This window comes from Conexibacter sp. W3-3-2, from assembly GCF_009707605.1.
Classification (GTDB): Bacteria; Actinomycetota; Thermoleophilia; order Solirubrobacterales; family Solirubrobacteraceae; genus Paraconexibacter; species Paraconexibacter algicola.
This window is the reverse complement of the sequence record NZ_WLYW01000001.1, coordinates 470684-487192: the sequence shown is the minus strand read 5'-3', so window position 1 is coordinate 487192 and position 16509 is coordinate 470684. Positions and strand designations below refer to the sequence as shown.

The following is a 16509-nucleotide window of genomic DNA, read 5'->3' as shown; positions in this document are numbered from 1 at the left end:
GCGGCCGTCAGCGCACGCCGAGACGGCGCGCGATCGCGTCGGCGATCGTCGCGGCCGCGTCCGGCGCCACGCCGAGGAACAGGCACGGCTCGATCAGCTCGACCTCGATGACGCCCGGGCGGCCGTCGAGGTCGCCGACGAGGTCGACGCGCGCGATCAGCGGTGCGGTGCCCTCGCGCGCGGCGACGGCGGCGACGGCGAGCGTCGCGAGGTCGAGCTCGTCGCGGCCCGGCTCGACCCGGGTCGCAGTGCCGCCGTGCTCGACCTGGACGCGGAAGTCGCCCTCGGCCGCGGTCTTGCGCACCGCGTGGGTCAGGGCGCCCTCGCAGAAGAAGACGGACGTCTCCCCCGCCCCGGCGACCGCGGGCAGGTACGGCTGCAGCATCGCGCCTCCGGTGCTGCGGGCGAGCTCCCGGACGTGCTCGATGAGCGCGAGCGTCTCGCTCTGGCTGTCGCGCACCCCGGTGAAGCGGCGCAGGCCCGATGCGCCCGCCCCGACGACGGGCTTGGCGACGACGTCGTCCCAGCCGCGGTCGCGCACCGCGGCGACGGCCGCGACGGGGTCGTCCTGCGGGCCCGCCCAGACGGTCGGGAGCGTGCGGATCCCGCCGGCCTCGAGGCCGCGCAGGTAGGACTTCTCGGTGATCCACGTGACGAGGTCGGCGCCGGGCCACAGCCGCACGCCGGCGTCCTCGAGGCGGTCCGCCCAGGCGACGAACGCGTCGCGGCGGTCGACGTAGTCCCAGGTGGAGCGGACGAGGACGGCGTCGGCGTCGGCCCAGTCGACCTGCGGGTCGTCCCAGGCCGCGACGCGGCAGGCGACGCCGCGATCGTGCAGCAGCGGCAGCAGCGGCGTGCTGTCGGGGTCCAGGCGCGGGAACTCGGCGCAGCTGGCGAGCAGTAGCTCGGCCATGCTCAGCGCGCCGAGGCGGTCGCGAGCAGCGAGGCCTCGCCCGCGAGCGTCTGGCTGGTCGCCGCGGTGATGTGCACGGGCACGATGTCGCCGGGCGTGGCCACCCCGGTGAAGTTCACGACCTTGTTGTGCGGGGAGCGGCCGCGGAGCTTCGTGGGGTCGTTGCGCGACGGGCCCTCCACGAGCACGTCGAGGGTCCGGCCGACGAACCGCTGCGCGCGCTCGGTGGCGCGACGCTGCACGACCTCGACGAGCCGTTCCATCCGCTCGATCTTCACCGGGTGCGGGACGAGGCCCTCGGTCATCTCGGCCGCCTCGGTCCCGCGCCGCGGGGAGAACACGAACGTGAACGCGCTGTCGTAGCCGACCTCCTCGCAGACCTCGAGCGTCTGCTGGAAGTCCTCCTCGGTCTCCCCCGGGAAGCCGACGATGATGTCGGTGGTCAGCGACGTGTCGGGGACGTGCTCGCGGATCAGCGCGACGCGGTCGAGGTAGCGCTCGCGCGAGTAGGTGCGCCGCATCGCCTTGAGGATCCGGCTGGAGCCCGACTGCAGCGGCAGGTGCATGTGCGGGCAGACGCCGGCGAGGTCGCGGTGGGCGAGCACCACGTCCTCCTTCATGTCCTGCGGGTGCGGGCTGGTGTAGCGGATGCGCTCGATCCCGTCGACGGCGTCGACGGCGTGCAGGAGCTCCGCGAACGTGCGCCGCTGCGGCCGCAGGTCGCGACCGTAGGCGTTGACGTTCTGCCCGAGCAGCGTGACCTCGCGCACGCCGTCGGCGGCGAGGCGCGTGACCTCCTCCACGAGCCCGTCGAAGGGCCGGGAGGACTCGCGGCCGCGGGTGCTCGGCACGATGCAGTACGAGCACTTCATGTTGCAGCCGACGCTGATCTGCAGCCACGCGTGGAGGTCGCGGGCGCGCTTGGTCGGCAGCTGCGCGGGGAAGTCCTCGAACTCGAAGAAGCCCTGGGCGGTGAGCGAGTCGCTGGTGAGGAACTCGGCGAGCTTGTGGATCTGGCCGGGACCGAACGCCACGTCGACGAACGGGAAGCGCTGGAAGACCTCGTCCTTGACGGACTGCGCCCAGCAGCCGCCGACGCCGATGAGGACGTCGGGGTTGTTGCGCTTGTGGCGCTTGGCGTGCCCGAGGTGCGCGATGAAGCGCGAGTCCGCGGATTCGCGGATCGAGCAGGTGTTGAACAGGATCAGGTCGGCCTGGTCGGGCTCAGCGACCTCCGCGTACCCGAGCGTCTCGAGCATGCCCTTCATCCGCTCGGAGTCGTGCTCGTTCATCTGGCACCCGAAGGTGGTCACGTGGTACCGCTTCTGCACCCGCCCAGGGTAGCGAGGGGTCAGCGGGCGTAGTCGACCGCGCGCGACTCGCGGATCACCGTGACCTTGATCTGGCCCGGGTACTCGAGCTCCTGCTCGATCTCGCGGGCGATGGTGCGGGCGAGGTCGGTGGCATCGAGGTCGGTGATGGCGCCGGGCGCGACGATCACGCGGACCTCGCGGCCGGCCTGCATCGCGTAGACCTTGTCGACGCCGTCGTGGCGGGCGGCGAGCTGCTCGAGCTCGCGCAGGCGCTTGACGTACTGGTCCAGCGATTCGCCGCGCGCGCCGGGACGGGCGCCGGAGAGGGCGTCGGCGGCCTGGACGATGACGGCCTCGACGGTCTGGGGCTCGACCTCGTTGTGGTGGGCCTCCATCGCGTGCGCGACGGCCTCGGGCTCCCCGTGCCGGCGGGCGAGGTCGCCGCCGACGAGCGCGTGCGGGCCCTCGATCTCGTGGCTGACGGCCTTGCCGATGTCGTGCAGCAGCGCGGCGCGTCGAGCGGTCTTGGCGCTGGCGCCGAGCTCGTCGGCCATGAGCGCGGCGAGCTGCGCGCACTCGACGGAGTGCGCGAGGACGTTCTGCCCGTAGCTGGTGCGGAACTTCAGGCGGCCGAGCGTGCGGGTCAGCTCGACGTCGAGGCCCTGCACGCCGGCTTCGAGGACCGCAGTCTCCCCCGCCTCCTGCATGTGGGACTCGAGCTCGGATTTGGCCTGGTAGTAGGTCTCCTCGATGCGCGCCGGGTGGATCCGGCCGTCCTGCAGGAGCTTCTCCAGGGTGAGGCGCGCGACCTCGCGCCGGACGCCGTCGAAGGCGCTCAGCACGACCGCCCCGGGCGTGTCGTCGATGATGAAGTCGACGCCGGTGAGGTTCTCCAGGGCGCGGATGTTGCGGCCTTCGCGGCCGATGATGCGGCCCTTCATCTCGTCGCCGGGGAGCTGCACGACCGACACGGTCGTCTCGGCGGCGTGCGAGGCGGCGAGGCGCTGCATCGCGACCGAGAGGATCGAGCGGACGCGGCGCTCGGCCTCGTGCTTGGTCTCGTCCTCGATCTGGCGCAGCAGGCGGGCGCGGTCGTGGCGGGCCTGGTCCTCGACCTCCTTGAGCAGCGCCTGCCGCGCCTGGCCGGCGGTGAGCCCGGACAGGCGCTCGAGGGCCGCGACGCGCTGGGCGACGAGCTCGTCGAGGTCGCGCTGGCGGGCGGCGACCGTGTCGTCGAGCTCGCGGCGGCGGGCGGCGAGCGCGTTCTCGAGCTCGCGCTGGCGCGTGTCGAGCGTGTTCTCGAGCTCGCGGCGTCCGGCGGCGAGCTGGTTCTCCACGTCGCGCTCTTGGATGTCGAGGGCGGCCTCGCGCTCGCGCAGCGCGCGTTCGCGGGCGTCGAGCTCGTCGAGCCGGCGCACGAGCGTGTCCTGTACGGCGGCGCTGGACGCGGCTGGCTCCGTGCCGGTGGCGGCGGGGCGCCCGCGTCCGCGTCCGACGACGAATGCGCCGACCACGATACCCGCCGCGAGGACGATCGCGCCGATGACGAGTTCCATGTCCGTTCCTCCCCCGACCTCGCGGGAACGTCGCGTGGCCGGTCTCCGGTGTGACGTTCAGGCGACGGACGGGCCTCGGGCCCGGGCGAGTCGGTGGGGTCGGGCGGCGGTGCCGCTGGCTGGTTCGGGTGTCTGGTCCTGCGGGTGTCGGGTGCTGCGGTGGTGCGTGGGTCAGGCGGGTCGCCGGCGGTCCGGTACGTCGCACCGCCGATGCTACCGCCCGGCCTCCCGCCGCTGGACGAACCGTCGCCCGGACGCGCGTTTCGTCTCCGCCGAGTGGACACCTGGTCCTTCCGGGAAGGGTGCGCGGTCCACGACGCGTTCCGGCGGGCACCGTGTGGCGCGGGCCCGGGCGCGCACGTGCGTGCCGCCTGCGACCGGCCCGGGGGCCCGCTCACGCGGGCGACGCGGCTCGGGACGGCCTCGGTCGCCGCCCGACGCACCCCGCCGGGACGGGCGCGGCTCGACGTACGCGACCGGCCGGGGCACGGGCGTGGCATCGCGCCCGCGTCGTGGACGCCTCATCCATCCGGGGAGGATCAGCGGCCCACTCGCCACCGCGGGCAATGGTGGCCGTCCGCGGCATGGATCCGGCGGGCTGGCCGCGGCCACGCCCCGCGCCCGTGGACGCCTCGTCCTTCCGGGAAGGATCAGCCGTCCACTCGAGGACCTCGCCGCCGCGCAAGCCGCGCGTTCATGACGCCCCCGCCCCGCCCCGCCCCGTCCTGATCGCGGCGCACGACCCGCCGGGCGCCGCCGCGCCCGCGACCGCGCGAACCTGGCCCGCCGGCGTGCGACCCCGCCCGCTCGGCTGTGCGGTCGCCTGCAGGCCCGGCGTCAGTCGACGAGTCGGTCGCGCTCGAAGGCGCGCACGGCGTCGTAGGCGAGCTCGAGCGCGTAGCCCTTGCGGACGAGCATGCCGAGCGCGCGTTCGCGCTCGCGGTCGGTCTCGGGGGCGTCGCGGTAGCGGCGGCGCAGGAGCGCGACGGCAGCGTCGAGCTCCTCCTCCCCGTCCTGCGCGGCGAGCGCCGCGGCGATGTGCTCCGGCGAGACGCCGGCCTGCAGGAGCTTGCGCTCGATCCGGTCGGCGCCCCACGCGTCGAGCGTGCGGCGGTCCTCGGCGAACCGGACCGCGAACCGCGCGTCGTCGACGTAGCCCTGGACCTGCAGCTCCGCGACGACCTCGTCGATCGTGCGCGGCTCGACCCGCTTGGACTCGAGGTGGCGGCGCAGCTCCACCACCGTGCGGTCCCGGTACCCGAGGTACCGGTACGCGAGGTCGATCGCGTGCTGGAACCGGGCGGCCGGGTCCAGCACGCGGGCGGCGGTCTGCTCCTGCTCGGGGGTCACGTGCGCGGGTGCCCCGGGACTACTTCGCGGTCGCCTCGAGCCCCTCGTGGACGCCGGACTCCTCGGCGGCCAGGCCGGCGTCGACCGGCTCGTCGAGCGGCGCACCGCTGCCGTCCCGGTCGATGCCGAGCGCCGTGTAGATCTTCGCCTCGATCTCCATCGCGATCTCGCGGTGCTCGTCGAGGAACGCCTTGGCGTTGTTGCGGCCCTGTCCGAGCCGCTCGCCGTTGTAGGAGAAGAACGAGCCGGACTTCTGGACGATGTCGTTCTCGATGCCGAGGTCGAGGATGCAGCCCGAGGTCGAGATGCCCTTGCCGAACTCGATGTCGAACTCCGCCTGGCGGAACGGCGGCGCGACCTTGTTCTTGACGACCTTCACGCGGACCCGGTTGCCGACCGCCTCGGTGCCCTCCTTGAGGGTCTCGATGCGGCGGATGTCCAGGCGCTGGGACGAGTAGAACTTCAGCGCGCGACCGCCCGGCTGCGTCTCGGGCGAGCCGAACATGACGCCGACCTTCTCGCGGATCTGGTTGGTGAACAGGATGATCGTGTTCGTCCGGTTCAGGTTGCCGGCGAGCTTGCGCATCGCCTGGCTCATCATGCGGGCCTGCAGGCCGACGGTCGTGTCGCCCATCTGGCCCTCGAGCTCGGCGCGCGGCGTGAGCGCGGCGACCGAGTCGATCGCGATGAGGTCGACCGCACCGGAGCGGACGAGCATGTCCGCGATCTCCAGCGCCTGCTCGCCGTAGTCGGGCTGCGAGACGAGCAGCTCGTCGATGTCGACGCCGATCCGCTGCGCGTACAGCGGGTCCATCGCGTGCTCGGCGTCGATGAACGCGCAGACGCCGCCCATCCGCTGGCACTCCGCGATGACGTGGTACATCAGCGTCGTCTTGCCGGAGGACTCCGGACCGAACACCTCGACGATGCGGCCACGCGGGACGCCGCCGATGCCGAGCGCGAGGTCCAGCGACAGCGCGCCGGTCGGGATCGCGTCGACGCGGACGCGCGCGCCCTCGTCCCCCATGCGCATGACGGAGCCCTTGCCGAACTGCCGCTCGATCTGGGTGAGGGCGCCCTGGAGGGCGTCGTTGCGGGCCTTCGCGGCCTTCTCGTCAGCAGTTGCGGGCATCTCGGTGAAACCTCTCGTCGCAGTAGGGCCCGAGGGACTATGGGCCTCGGTTCGGACGGAACTGAGGCTAGGGACCGGGACGTGTCATGGAAACACGTGTTCGCATCGATTCCGTGCCGATCCTGCGGACGCGGGCGCGCAGAAAGCTGGCGCGTCAGGACTCGCCGAGGAGGGCGCGACGCACGAGATGCAGGCCCACGGTCGTCGCGCGATCGCGGACGTCCGCGCGCGAGCCGGGGATCGTGATGCTGCGCGTCAGCCGCTGCCCGTCGCCGACGGCGACCGACAGCCACACCAGGCCCACCGGCTTCTCCTCGGTCCCGCCGCCCGGGCCGGCCACCCCGGTGATCCCCACCCCGACGTCCGCGCCGGTGACGCTCCGCGCCCCGTCGGCCAGCGCCTCGGCGACCTCCTGCGAGACCGCCCCGACGCGCTCGATCAGCGCCGGGTCCACCCCGGCGACCGCGGACTTCACCGCGTTGGCGTACGCGACGACCCCGCCGAGCACGTAGTCCGACGAGCCCGCGAGCTCGGTCAGCCGGCCGAGCAGCAGCCCGCCGGTGCACGACTCCGCGGTCGCGATCGTGCGTCCCGAGGACCGCAGCAGCTCGGCGACCTGCTGGTCGACCGAGGTCCCGTCGTCGGAGAACAGCGTGTCGGCGTGCCGTTCCCGGACCGCCGCGTCGAACGCCGCATACGTCGCCGCGGCCTGCGGCTCGTAGCGCGTCACGATCTCGACCTCGCCGCGGCGCAGGCACGTCGTGATCTCCAGCGCGTCGAGGTCGACGCCCGCGTCGCGCGCCTGCCGCATCGTCTCGGCGATCTCCGACTCCGGGATGCCGAACAGGCGCAGCATCCGCTGCTCGTAGACCGTCGCGCCCGCGATCGCCGCCCGGAACAGCGGGTCGGCCTCGGCGTCGCGCCACATCGGCTGCAGCTCGCGCGGCGGGCCCGGCAGCACGACGACGGTCGGGCCGGCGGCCCCGTCCGGGGGCGGGACGACCAGCCCGGGCGCGGTCCCGACCGGGTCGAGGACGTTTGCGCCGCGCGGCACCATCGCCTGCTTGCGCGCGGACTGGCGCAGCGCGTCCTGGTCGAGGCCCGGCCAGCGGGAGAGCAGGCCGCTGACCACCGCCCAGACGCGCTCCTCGAGCGCGGGCTGATGCTCCAGCGGCCGGCCCTGGAAGTCCCCGACGACCTGGGCGGTGAGGTCGTCCTCGGTGGGACCGAGCCCGCCGCTCGTGCAGACGACGTCGACGCCCTCGGCGGCGAAGAACCGCAGGGCGGCCTCCACGTCCCCCGGGCGGTCCCCGACGACCGCGATGTGCGCGAGGTCGACCCCGAGGTCGCGCAGGCGCTCGGCCAGCCACGGGCCGTTGCGGTCGACCACGCGACCGGTCAGCACCTCGGTGCCGGTGACGACGATGCCGGCGCGGGGCATCAGCCGTCGCAGACCGGTCGGTTCTCCGGCGAGAGCGTGCGGCGCTTCCCGCCCGGCGTGATCTCGTACCCGATGCCCTCGGCGTTGTCGGCCACGTCCCGGTCCTTTCCGTCGATCCGCAGCCGCGCGGCCGCGTTGCCGAGCGTGATCCGGAACCGCGAGGAGCGGAACGTCCGGGTCTGGCTCGTGGTGTCGAGGATCTGCCCGTCGATCAGCGTGCGGCCGCCCGCGGCCGTCAGGCAGACGAACACCTGCCCGGTCGGAACCACACGCAGCCGGACGGTCCGCGCGGCCGGGGTGGCGGTCGCCGTCGCCGCCGGGGTCGCGCTGGGCGCGGGGGTCGCGTCGGCCGCGGGGCGCGTCGCGTCGGTCGTCGTGCGCTGCTGCGTCGTCGTGGCGACCGCGGGCTCGTCGTCCCCGCCGCCGCGGCCGAGCAGGTACAGCGTGCCGAGCAGCAGCACGACGACGAGGCCGACGACGTAGCCGCGGGGCACGCCGGTCGGCTGCGGGCGCGGGCGCCGGCGGCCGGGCTGCGGCGCCCCGATCGGCCGCAGCTCGGTGAGGTTCGGGCGCTCGTGGCGGAGCTTGTACTCCTCCACCAGGAGCTTGGAGTCGAGGCCCAGGACGTCCGCGTAGGTGCGCAGGAACGTCTTGACGAACGTCGGCCCCGGCAGCAGGTCCCACTCCTCGTTCTCGAGCGCGCGCAGGTACTTCGCCCGGATCTTGGTCTCGGCCTCGATCTCCGAGATGTCGATCCGGGCGCGCATGCGCGCCTCTCGCAGGGTGGCCCCGATGTCCGCCATCGGCCCTGCAGGCTACCGGTGCTCAGTCCCCGAGCATCTCGCCGGCGTCCGGGATCTCCGCCACGTCGGGTCCGCCGCCCGCCGGGGACGGTCCGCTGGGCGTCTCCTGCGCCCCCGCGACGTCCCCGCGCTCGGCCAGCGCCGCGAGCACGCGCGGCAGGTCGCCCTCGGTGACGAGGACCTGACGGGGCTTGGAGCCCTCGTAGCCGCTGATGACCCCCCGCCGCTCGAGCATGTCGATGAGCCGGCCCGCGCGCGTGTAGCCGAGCCGCAGGCGCCGCTGGAGCATCGAGGTCGACGCGGTGCCCATCTCGACGACCAGCTGGATCGCCTCGCCGAGCAGCGGGTCCTCGTCGGGATCGAACCCGTCGTCGGCACCGCCGGCGTCCTCCTTGGGCTCCTCCTCGACCTCCTCGAGCAGGTCCTCGCGGATCTCGGGCTCGCCCTGCCGGGCCCACCAGCCGGTGATCTTCTCGATCTGCGCCTCGTCGATGTAGGCGCCCTGGATGCGCTGCAGGCGGCTCGAGCCGACCGGCGAGAAGAGCATGTCGCCCTGCCCGAGCAGCGACTCGGCGCCGTTCTGGTCGAGGATCACGCGCGAGTCGGTCTGCGAGGACACCGCGAACGCGATCCGCGACGGCACGTTGGCCTTGATCATGCCGGTGATGACGTCCACGCGCGGGCTCTGCGTCGCGAGGATCAGGTGGATGCCGACCGCGCGCGCCTTCTGCGCGATGCGGATGATCGAGTCCTCGACGTCGCCCGGGGCGACCATCATCAGGTCGGCGAGCTCGTCGATGACGCAGAGGATGTACGGGAGCTGCGCCTCGCCGTTGTGACGGCGGTGCTTGTTGAGCTCCGGCAGTGAGCGGGTCTTGGCCATCGCCATGATCCCGTAGCGCCACTCCATCTCCTTGACGAGGTTCTGGAGCGCGTTGGCCGCCTTGCGCGGCGACGTGATCACCGGCGTCAGCAGGTGCGGCACCGACTCGTAGTGGTTGAGCTCGACCTGCTTGGGGTCGACGAGCACGAGCCGGACCTCGTCCGGGGTCGCGCGCAGCAGGATCGAGGAGAGCATCCCGTTGACGCAGGCGGACTTGCCCGCGCCGGTGGTGCCGGCCACGAGCAGGTGCGGCATCTTCGCCAGGTCGGCGGGGATCGCCTTGCCGGAGACGTCCTTGCCGAGCCACACGGTCAGCGGCGAGAAGCTGTCGGGCGCGTCCTCGTAGACGTCACCGAGCGTGACGACCTGCCGGAGCTTGTTGGGGACCTCGACGCCGACCGCGGTCTTGCCGGGGATCGGCGCGAGGATCCGGATCTCGGTGGCGGCGAGCGCGTACGCGAGGTCGTCCTTGAGGTTGGCGACCTTGCTCATCTTCACGCCGGGCGCGAGCCGCAGCTCGTAGCGGGTGATGTGCGGGCCGGAGACCGTGCCGACGACCTTCGCCTCGATCCCGAGGTGCTGCAGCGCGACGATCAGCGCCTCGGCGGTCTGCGCCTGGCCGGCGTGGTCGGGGCGCTGGCTCTGGGCGCTGGAGCGCTTGAGCATCGCCGCGCGCGGGCGGTGCCACTCGATCTGGCCGTCCTCGAGCGCGAGCGCGGCCTGCTCGCCGACGGGCAGCTCGTCGACGTCCTCGTCCTCCTCGACGACCGGCTCGGCCGCGCGGGGCGCGCGCGGGGCGGGCACGGGCGGCGCGGGCTCGGGCTCGGGGTCGAGCTCGGCGAGCAGCTCGGGCTCCACGTCGGCGTCGAGGTCGACCGGCGGCGCGGGCGGGCGCTCGTCGACCACGGTCGGCTCGACGCGGATCGGGGCGTCCTCGTCGCCCCACAGGTCGGGGTAGCGCAGCGCTCCGTCGAGCTGGCCGGTGCGGTCGTCGCGCACGGCGGGCTCGCTGTCCTCGGGCTCCGGGGGCACGATCGGGGCGACCGTGCGGTCGCGGCCGGCGGTCGTGCGCGCGCTCCCTGCGCGGCCGCCCCGGGTGGCGCCCGTCCCGGTGGAGGTCCGGTCCCGCGCAGGCGCCGGGGCCGGGGTGGTGCGCAGCGCGCGGGTCGTGTCCGCGACACCGCTGGCGGTGGCCTGCACGACGCCCGCGACCGAGGCGCCCGTGAGCAGCAGGATCCCGGCCAGCAGCAGGAACAGCGCGATGATGTGCGCGCCGATCGAGGAGAACGCGCTGGAGGCGCCCCAGAACAGCACGGATCCGAGGATGCCGCCGCGCTCGCTGTAGATCGCGGCGTTCCAGACGTCGCCGTTCGGGCCGTCGGGGCCGAGCCCGAGCGTGCCGGCCGCGAGCATCAGCGTCGTGGCCAGGAGCAGGCAGGCGGCCCCGGCCTTGAACGGGCGCATGCCGCTCGGCAGCACCGGGCGCAGCACGAGCACGATGCCGGTGGCGGCGACGGCGACCGGCGCGAGGTAGGAGACCTGGCCGACCAGCCGCTCGATCCCGTCGACGACGGCCTCCCCCGCCGCGCCGCCGTACCACTCCAGGTACAGCGGGAAGGCGAGGAACACGCCGGCGGCCACGAGCGCGAGCCCGATCAGGTCGACGTGGTGCTGCTCGAGCATCGGCGCGCGCGGCGCGCGGCCGCCCGCGCGACGTGCGCGGGGCTTCGCCGCGCCGCTCTTGGCGCGCGGGCGCGCGGCGGCGCCGGACTTCGCCGAGGAGCGTGCGCCGGCGGACGTGCGCGCGCCCGCGGCGCGGGACTTGGGATTCTTCGTGGCGGCCATGGGTCGTGCGTCGTGGGTTCGACGTGCGCGGTGGGTCCCCTGCCCGCGACGTGCCGTCGGCGAGCGCCTAAATCCTCGTAAAGCGCGGGGTTTCCGAGGACCGGCCATCTACCATGGGGAGGTGACCGAGACCGACCGCCCGGCCCGTGTGCTCGTCGTCGAGGACGACGAGGAGATCGCCCAGGTCCTCCAGCGCTCGCTGCGCATGGAGGGCTACGAGGTGCGCACGGCGGCCGACGGCGAGGCGGCCCTGGACGCGGCGAGCGCCTACGTCCCGGACGTCGTGATCCTCGACCTCGGCCTGCCGAAGCTCGACGGCATCGAGGTCGCCAAGCGGCTGCGTGGCGCCGACGACGTGCCGATCCTGATCCTCACCGCGCGGGACGCGGTCGAGTCGCGCGTCGAGGGCCTGGACTCGGGCGCCGACGACTACCTCGTCAAGCCGTTCGAGCGGCAGGAGCTGCTGGCGCGCATCCGGGCGCTGCTGCGCCGCCGCCCGCCGCGCGGGTCCGCGTCCCTGGTCGCCGGGGACCTGACGCTCAACCCGGACACGCACGAGGTCGCCCGCGGTGAGCGCATGATCGAGCTGACCCAGCGCGAGTTCGAGCTGCTCGAGTACCTGATGCGCAACGAGCGGATCGTCGTCCCGCGCCAGCGGCTGCTCGAGGAGGTCTGGGGCTACGACCCGTTCGCGACGACGAACACCATCGAGGTGTTCGTCTCGAACCTGCGGCGCAAGCTCGAGGCGGGCGGCGAGCCGCGGCTGCTGCACACGATCCGCGGCGCGGGGTACGTGCTCCGCGCGTAGGTGCCCGTGCTCGGCTGGCTCGACCGGATCCCGATCCGCTGGCGTCTGGCCGGCGGCTCCGCGGTGCTCACGCTCGTGATCCTCACGTCGTTCGCGGTGCTGATCGGGCACCTGACGACGACGCGGATCCGCGCGGACTTCGACGACCAGACCGAGCGCGCGGCCGACCAGCTGCGCAACAGCATCGAGGCGACCTACGACCTCGGGACCGGGACGGTCCGCTTCTCGCGCCCGAACCTGCAGTTCTACGCGAGCGCCGACAACGCGGTGATCCGCGTGCTGACGCAGGACGGCACGCGCGTGAAGTCGTTCCCGCGGCGCACGCCGGACTTCGGGCTGCAGCCCGAGGGCGGCACCGACGTCGCCGGCTACCGGGTCGAGACGCGCCCGTTCCCGCTGCTGGGCGGCGGCTACATCCTCGTGCAGTACGCGCGCAAGCTCGCCGAGGTCAACGCGACGATCGACCGGGTGAAGTTCTTCCTCCTGACGGGCGTGCTGGGCGGCGCGGCGTTCGCGCTGATGGCCGGCCTGCTCGTCGCGGGGAACGCGATGCGGCCCGTCCGGCGGCTCACCGAGACCGCCCGGGAGATCGCGCGCACCCGCGACCCGAACCGCCGCATGCAGGTGCCGGAGGCCACCGACGAGGTCGCCGAGCTCGCCCGCACGCTCGACGAGATGCTGCTGGCGCTCGAGTCCAGTCGCGCGGAGACCGAGGAGACGCTGCAGCGCCAGCGCGCGTTCGTCGCCGACGCCTCGCACGAGCTGCGCACGCCGCTGACGAGCGTGCTGGCGAACCTCGAGCTGCTCACCGAGGTGCTGGACGGCGAGCGCGGCGAGGCGGCCCGGTCGGCGCTGCGGTCCTCGCAGCGGATGCGGCGGCTCGTCGCCGACCTGCTGCTGCTCGCCCGGGCCGACGCGGGCCGGGAGGTCCGGCACGTGCCGCTGGACCTCTCCCAGGTCGTCGTCGAGGCGGCGGCCGAGCTCGGGCCCGTCGCCGGCGAGCACGAGCTGGCCGTCGACGCCCCGGCGGGCGCGATGGTGTCGGGCGCCCGCGACGAGCTGCACCGCCTGGTCCTCAACCTCATGGAGAACGCGGTCAAGCACACGCCCGACGGCACGCGGATCGACGCGATCGTGGAGCGGGACGCGTCCGGGCGGCTCGTGCTCGTCGTGCAGGACGACGGGCCGGGCGTGCCCGCGTCGGTGCAGGGCCGGCTGTTCGAGCGGTTCGTGCGGGGCGAGGGCGATCGCGGCGGCTCGACGGGCCTGGGGCTGGCGATCGTCCGGGCGGTCTCCGAGGCGCACGGCGGCGGCGTGCGCCTGGAGGACCGGGAGCCGCACGGCACCCGGTTCGTCGTGACGCTCCCGGCGCTGCCGGTCGAGCCGGCGGCGCCCGAGCAGGACGAGGAGCCCGGGGAGACCTCGCTCCTCGGACCCCCGGTGCGGCCCGCGGGCTAGACCTCGACGACGACCGGCAGCACCATCGGCCGCCGGCGGAGCTTGCGGAAGACGAACGCCGCGAGGTCGTCGTGGAGCTGCTGCTGGAGCAGGTCGATCTCGCGCACCTGGTCCTTGGCGGCCTTCTCGAGCGAGTCGTCGACGACGTCGCGCAGCTCGTCGAGGAGCTCGTCGGCCTCGTCCTTGAACGGCACGCCGCGGAAGATGACCTCCGGGTCGGCGACCGAGGTGCCGTCCTGCTCGCTGATCGTGGCGACGACGACGAAGATGCCGTCGGCCGACAGCATGCGGCGGTCGCGCAGCGCGGCGTCGGCGGGCTCGCCGAGGTCGACGCCGTCGACGAAGATGACGCCGCTCTTCTCGGGCTCGCCGAAGCGCGCGCCCTGCTCGTCGATCTCCAGCGGCAGGCCGTTGCGGCCGCGGAACACGTTCTCCGCGGGGACGCCGACGGCCTGGGCCAGCTCGCCGTGGAGCTTGATCCGCTTGTGGTCGCCGTGGAACGGCATCACGTAGGTCGGCTTCGTCAGGTTGAGCATCAGCTTGATCTCCTCCTGGTAGCCGTGGCCGGAGGCGTGGATCGGGGCGTCCGCGGTCGTCACGACGCTGCAGCCGATCTGGTACAGCCGGTCGACCGTGTCGTTGACGGCGCGCTCGTTGCCGGGGATCGGGGTGGCGCTGAAGACGACGGTGTCGCCGTCGTGCAGCTCGATCTGGTGGTGGTCGCGGTAGGCCATGCGGCGCAGCGCGCTCAGCGGCTCGCCCTGGGACCCGGTCGAGACGATGACGATCTTCTCGTCCGGGAAGTCGTCGATCTCGCGCGGCTGCACGAGCATCCCCTCGGGCACGTGGATGTGCCCGAGCGACCGCCCGATGTTGATGTTCTTCTTCATCGACCGGCCGATGAGGCAGACCTTGCGGCCGTTGGCCTTGGCAGCGTCGACGACCTGCTGGACGCGGTGGATGTTCGACGCGAAGCAGGTGACGACGATCCGGCCGTCGCAGCGCGAGAAGACCTCGGTGAGGTGCGGGCCGGCGACCGACTCCGACGGGCTGAAGCCCGGCCGGTCGGCGTTGGTGGAGTCGCCGCACAGCAGCAGGACGCCGCGCTTGCCCAGCTCGGCGAGCCGCTGCACGTCGGCGGGCTTGCCGTCGACCGGGGTCTGGTCGAACTTGTAGTCCCCGGTGATGAGGACGGTGCCGAGGTCGGTGGTCAGCGCGACCGCGCGCATGTCGGGGATCGAGTGCGTGAGGTGCACGAGCTCGAGGTCGAACGGGCCGACCTCGAGGACCTCCCCGGGCTTGACGTCGTGGCACTCCACGAGCTTGCCGAGCTTGTGCTCGTCGAGCTTGGAGCGGGCCATCGCCATCGTCAGCGGGCCGCCGTAGATCGGCGGGGCGTTGTCGGCGCCGAGCTCGCGCAGCATCCAGGGGAGCGCGCCGAGGTGGTCCTCGTGGCCGTGGGTGATGACGATCGCCTCGATGTCGTCGACGCGGTCGCGGAGGTAGTTGAAGTCCGGCAGGACGAGGTCGATGCCGACCATCTCGGCGGTCGGGAACCGCAGGCCGACGTCGACGACGACGATGTGGTCGTCGTACTCGACGACGGTCATGTTCTTGCCGATCTCGCCCAGGCCGCCGAGCGGGAGGACGCGAAGGACAGGGGTGCTGCTCATGTGGATGTGGTCTCCAGGAGGTTGCGACGCTCGAGCATCGCGCGAATGGTGGCGGTCTCGTCGGCGCTCGCGGCCACGTAGGGCAGGCGCGGCTCGCCGACGGGGCGACCGAGAAGGTTGAGGGCGGCCTTGGTGCAGACCGCGGCGGGCGCCACGCTGAGCGCCTCGAAGACCTCGACGAGCGAGGCGTGGATGGCGGCGCGCTCGGCGGGCTCGGCGACCATGCGCTGCATCTCGGGTCCGACGACGTGGCTGGCGACGAGGATGCCGCCGGCGCCGCCGAGGTCGAGGGTGAGCGCGAGGACGTCGTCGTTGCCCGCGTACAGCTCGAGGCCGTCGACGAGCGCGAGGTTGTCGTTGTTGGCCTGCTTGACGCCCTCGATGTGGTCGAGCTGCGCGAGCTCGGCGAGGAGATCGTTGGGCATGTCCGATCCCGTGCGCTGCGGGATGTTGTAGAGGATGATCGGCCGGTCGGCGGCCTGCGAGACCTCGCGGTAGTGCGCGACGATCCCGGCCCGGTTGGGGCGGTTGTAGTACGGGTTGACGCTCAGCAGGGCGTCCGCGCCGAGGGCGCAGGCCTGCTCGGTGAGGTGGATGGCGTGCCGGGTGTCGTTGGAGCCGACGCCGCCGACGACCGTGAAGTCCGGCCGGGGCCGCTCGGTGACCGCGAGGCCGATGAGCGCGAGATGCTCCTCGTCGTTCAGCGTCGCGGCCTCGCCGGTGGTCCCGGCGACGACGACCCCGTCGGAGCCGTTGTCCGCCAGGTGACCCATGAGGGCGACGAAGGCGTCCTCGTCGACGCTGCCGTCGGCGGCGAAGGGGGTGACGATCGCGGTGAGGATGGATCCGAGCCCGGCCATGCGCCCAGTATCGCAACCCTGACCGGGGAACCGGCCCCCGGCCGTCTAGCGGCCGAGCGGGTCGCCGTCGGTGACGGCCGGCGGGACGTCCTGCGGGCGCACGGCCGGGCGCCCCTGCGCCAGCGGGTCGCCGGAGGCGTGCGCCGGGGCCGCCGGTGTGGGCGGGGCGGCCGCGGCCGGCGGCGCCGGCGCGGGCGACGGCTCGGCGGCGGGCGGCGGCGCGGTGCTCGCGGCGGGCTCGAACCCCTCCGCCGGAGCCGTCGCGGGCGGCGTCGGGACGGGCGCGCCGGCCTCCGTGCCCGCCGGCTCCACGGGCACCTTGCGGCCGTGCTGGTCGTAGCGGAACGCGGGCGCGTCGGACGGGGCCGTCGCCTTCGCGGCTTGCTGCTCGTTGAAGCTCCGCTGCGCCTCGTCGAGCTTGGCCTGCGCCTGCTCGGCCACCGCCTTGGCCTTGTCGAGGAATCCCATGGCGCC

13 protein-coding genes are annotated in these 16509 nt (G+C 73.6%); 2 read left to right on the top strand and 11 right to left on the bottom strand.

The features are described 5' to 3' along the window. Nucleotides 1-7 precede the first annotated feature (7 nt). The 8 genes from GKE82_RS02405 to GKE82_RS02370 all read right to left on the bottom strand — a co-directional run bounded on the left by GKE82_RS02405 (nucleotide 8) and on the right by GKE82_RS02370 (nucleotide 11236). Nucleotides 8-913, bottom strand: a complete 906-nt coding sequence (locus GKE82_RS02405) for a RimK family alpha-L-glutamate ligase (RefSeq protein ID WP_154732217.1) — start codon at nucleotides 911-913, stop codon at nucleotides 8-10. Nucleotides 914-915: 2 nt separating this feature from the next. Continuing rightward, a complete protein-coding gene (miaB, locus tag GKE82_RS02400) occupies nucleotides 916-2244 on the bottom strand; it encodes a tRNA (N6-isopentenyl adenosine(37)-C2)-methylthiotransferase MiaB (RefSeq protein ID WP_309233342.1) in 1329 nt (442 codons plus the stop codon). Nucleotides 2245-2264: 20 nt separating this feature from the next. Beyond that, nucleotides 2265-3782 carry a ribonuclease Y gene (gene rny / locus GKE82_RS02395; RefSeq protein ID WP_154732216.1) on the bottom strand — a complete coding sequence of 506 codons (1518 nt, stop codon included), beginning with the start codon at nucleotides 3780-3782 and terminating at the stop codon, nucleotides 2265-2267. A gap of 837 nt (nucleotides 3783-4619) precedes the next feature. After that, nucleotides 4620-5132 (bottom strand): regulatory protein RecX, encoded by a 513-nt coding sequence (locus GKE82_RS27760; RefSeq protein WP_154732215.1) that lies wholly within the window; start codon nucleotides 5130-5132, stop codon nucleotides 4620-4622. Between the two features lie 19 nt (nucleotides 5133-5151). After that, nucleotides 5152-6264 (bottom strand): recombinase RecA, encoded by a 1113-nt coding sequence (gene recA / locus GKE82_RS02385; protein WP_107571033.1) that lies wholly within the window; start codon nucleotides 6262-6264, stop codon nucleotides 5152-5154. A 154-nt stretch (nucleotides 6265-6418) separates the two neighbouring features. Next, on the bottom strand, nucleotides 6419-7708 hold the full coding sequence (locus GKE82_RS02380) for a competence/damage-inducible protein A (RefSeq protein WP_154734956.1): 1290 nt from the start codon (nucleotides 7706-7708) through the stop codon (nucleotides 6419-6421). Continuing rightward, a complete protein-coding gene (locus GKE82_RS02375) occupies nucleotides 7705-8508 on the bottom strand; it encodes a helix-turn-helix transcriptional regulator (RefSeq protein ID WP_107571032.1) in 804 nt (267 codons plus the stop codon). The genes GKE82_RS02380 and GKE82_RS02375 overlap by 4 nt, the downstream gene beginning before the upstream one ends. A 22-nt stretch (nucleotides 8509-8530) precedes the next feature. Further along, entirely contained in the window at nucleotides 8531-11236 is a 2706-nt protein-coding gene (locus GKE82_RS02370) for a DNA translocase FtsK (protein ID WP_154732214.1), read from the bottom strand. Nucleotides 11237-11357: 121 nt separating this feature from the next. Between GKE82_RS02370 and GKE82_RS02365 the strand changes: the two genes are divergently transcribed. Next, nucleotides 11358-12044 carry a response regulator transcription factor gene (locus GKE82_RS02365; protein ID WP_284690359.1) on the top strand — a complete coding sequence of 229 codons (687 nt, stop codon included), beginning with the start codon at nucleotides 11358-11360 and terminating at the stop codon, nucleotides 12042-12044. Further along, entirely contained in the window at nucleotides 12045-13502 is a 1458-nt protein-coding gene (locus GKE82_RS30525; RefSeq protein WP_154732212.1) for a HAMP domain-containing sensor histidine kinase, read from the top strand. Here the strand turns inward: GKE82_RS30525 and GKE82_RS02355 are convergent. Genes GKE82_RS02355 through GKE82_RS26765 form a run of 3 tightly spaced genes read right to left on the bottom strand, consistent with a single transcriptional unit; the run spans nucleotide 13499 to nucleotide 16503 of the window. Continuing rightward, on the bottom strand, nucleotides 13499-15175 hold the full coding sequence (locus GKE82_RS02355; protein ID WP_107571028.1) for a ribonuclease J: 1677 nt from the start codon (nucleotides 15173-15175) through the stop codon (nucleotides 13499-13501). The two genes, GKE82_RS30525 and GKE82_RS02355, sit on opposite strands and share 4 nt — an antisense overlap. Further along, nucleotides 15172-16035, bottom strand: a complete 864-nt coding sequence (dapA, locus tag GKE82_RS02350; RefSeq protein WP_154732211.1) for a 4-hydroxy-tetrahydrodipicolinate synthase — start codon at nucleotides 16033-16035, stop codon at nucleotides 15172-15174. The genes GKE82_RS02355 and dapA overlap by 4 nt, the downstream gene beginning before the upstream one ends. A gap of 45 nt (nucleotides 16036-16080) precedes the next feature. Next, entirely contained in the window at nucleotides 16081-16503 is a 423-nt protein-coding gene (locus GKE82_RS26765; protein ID WP_196189031.1) for a hypothetical protein, read from the bottom strand. Between the last annotated feature and the right edge of the window lie 6 nt (nucleotides 16504-16509).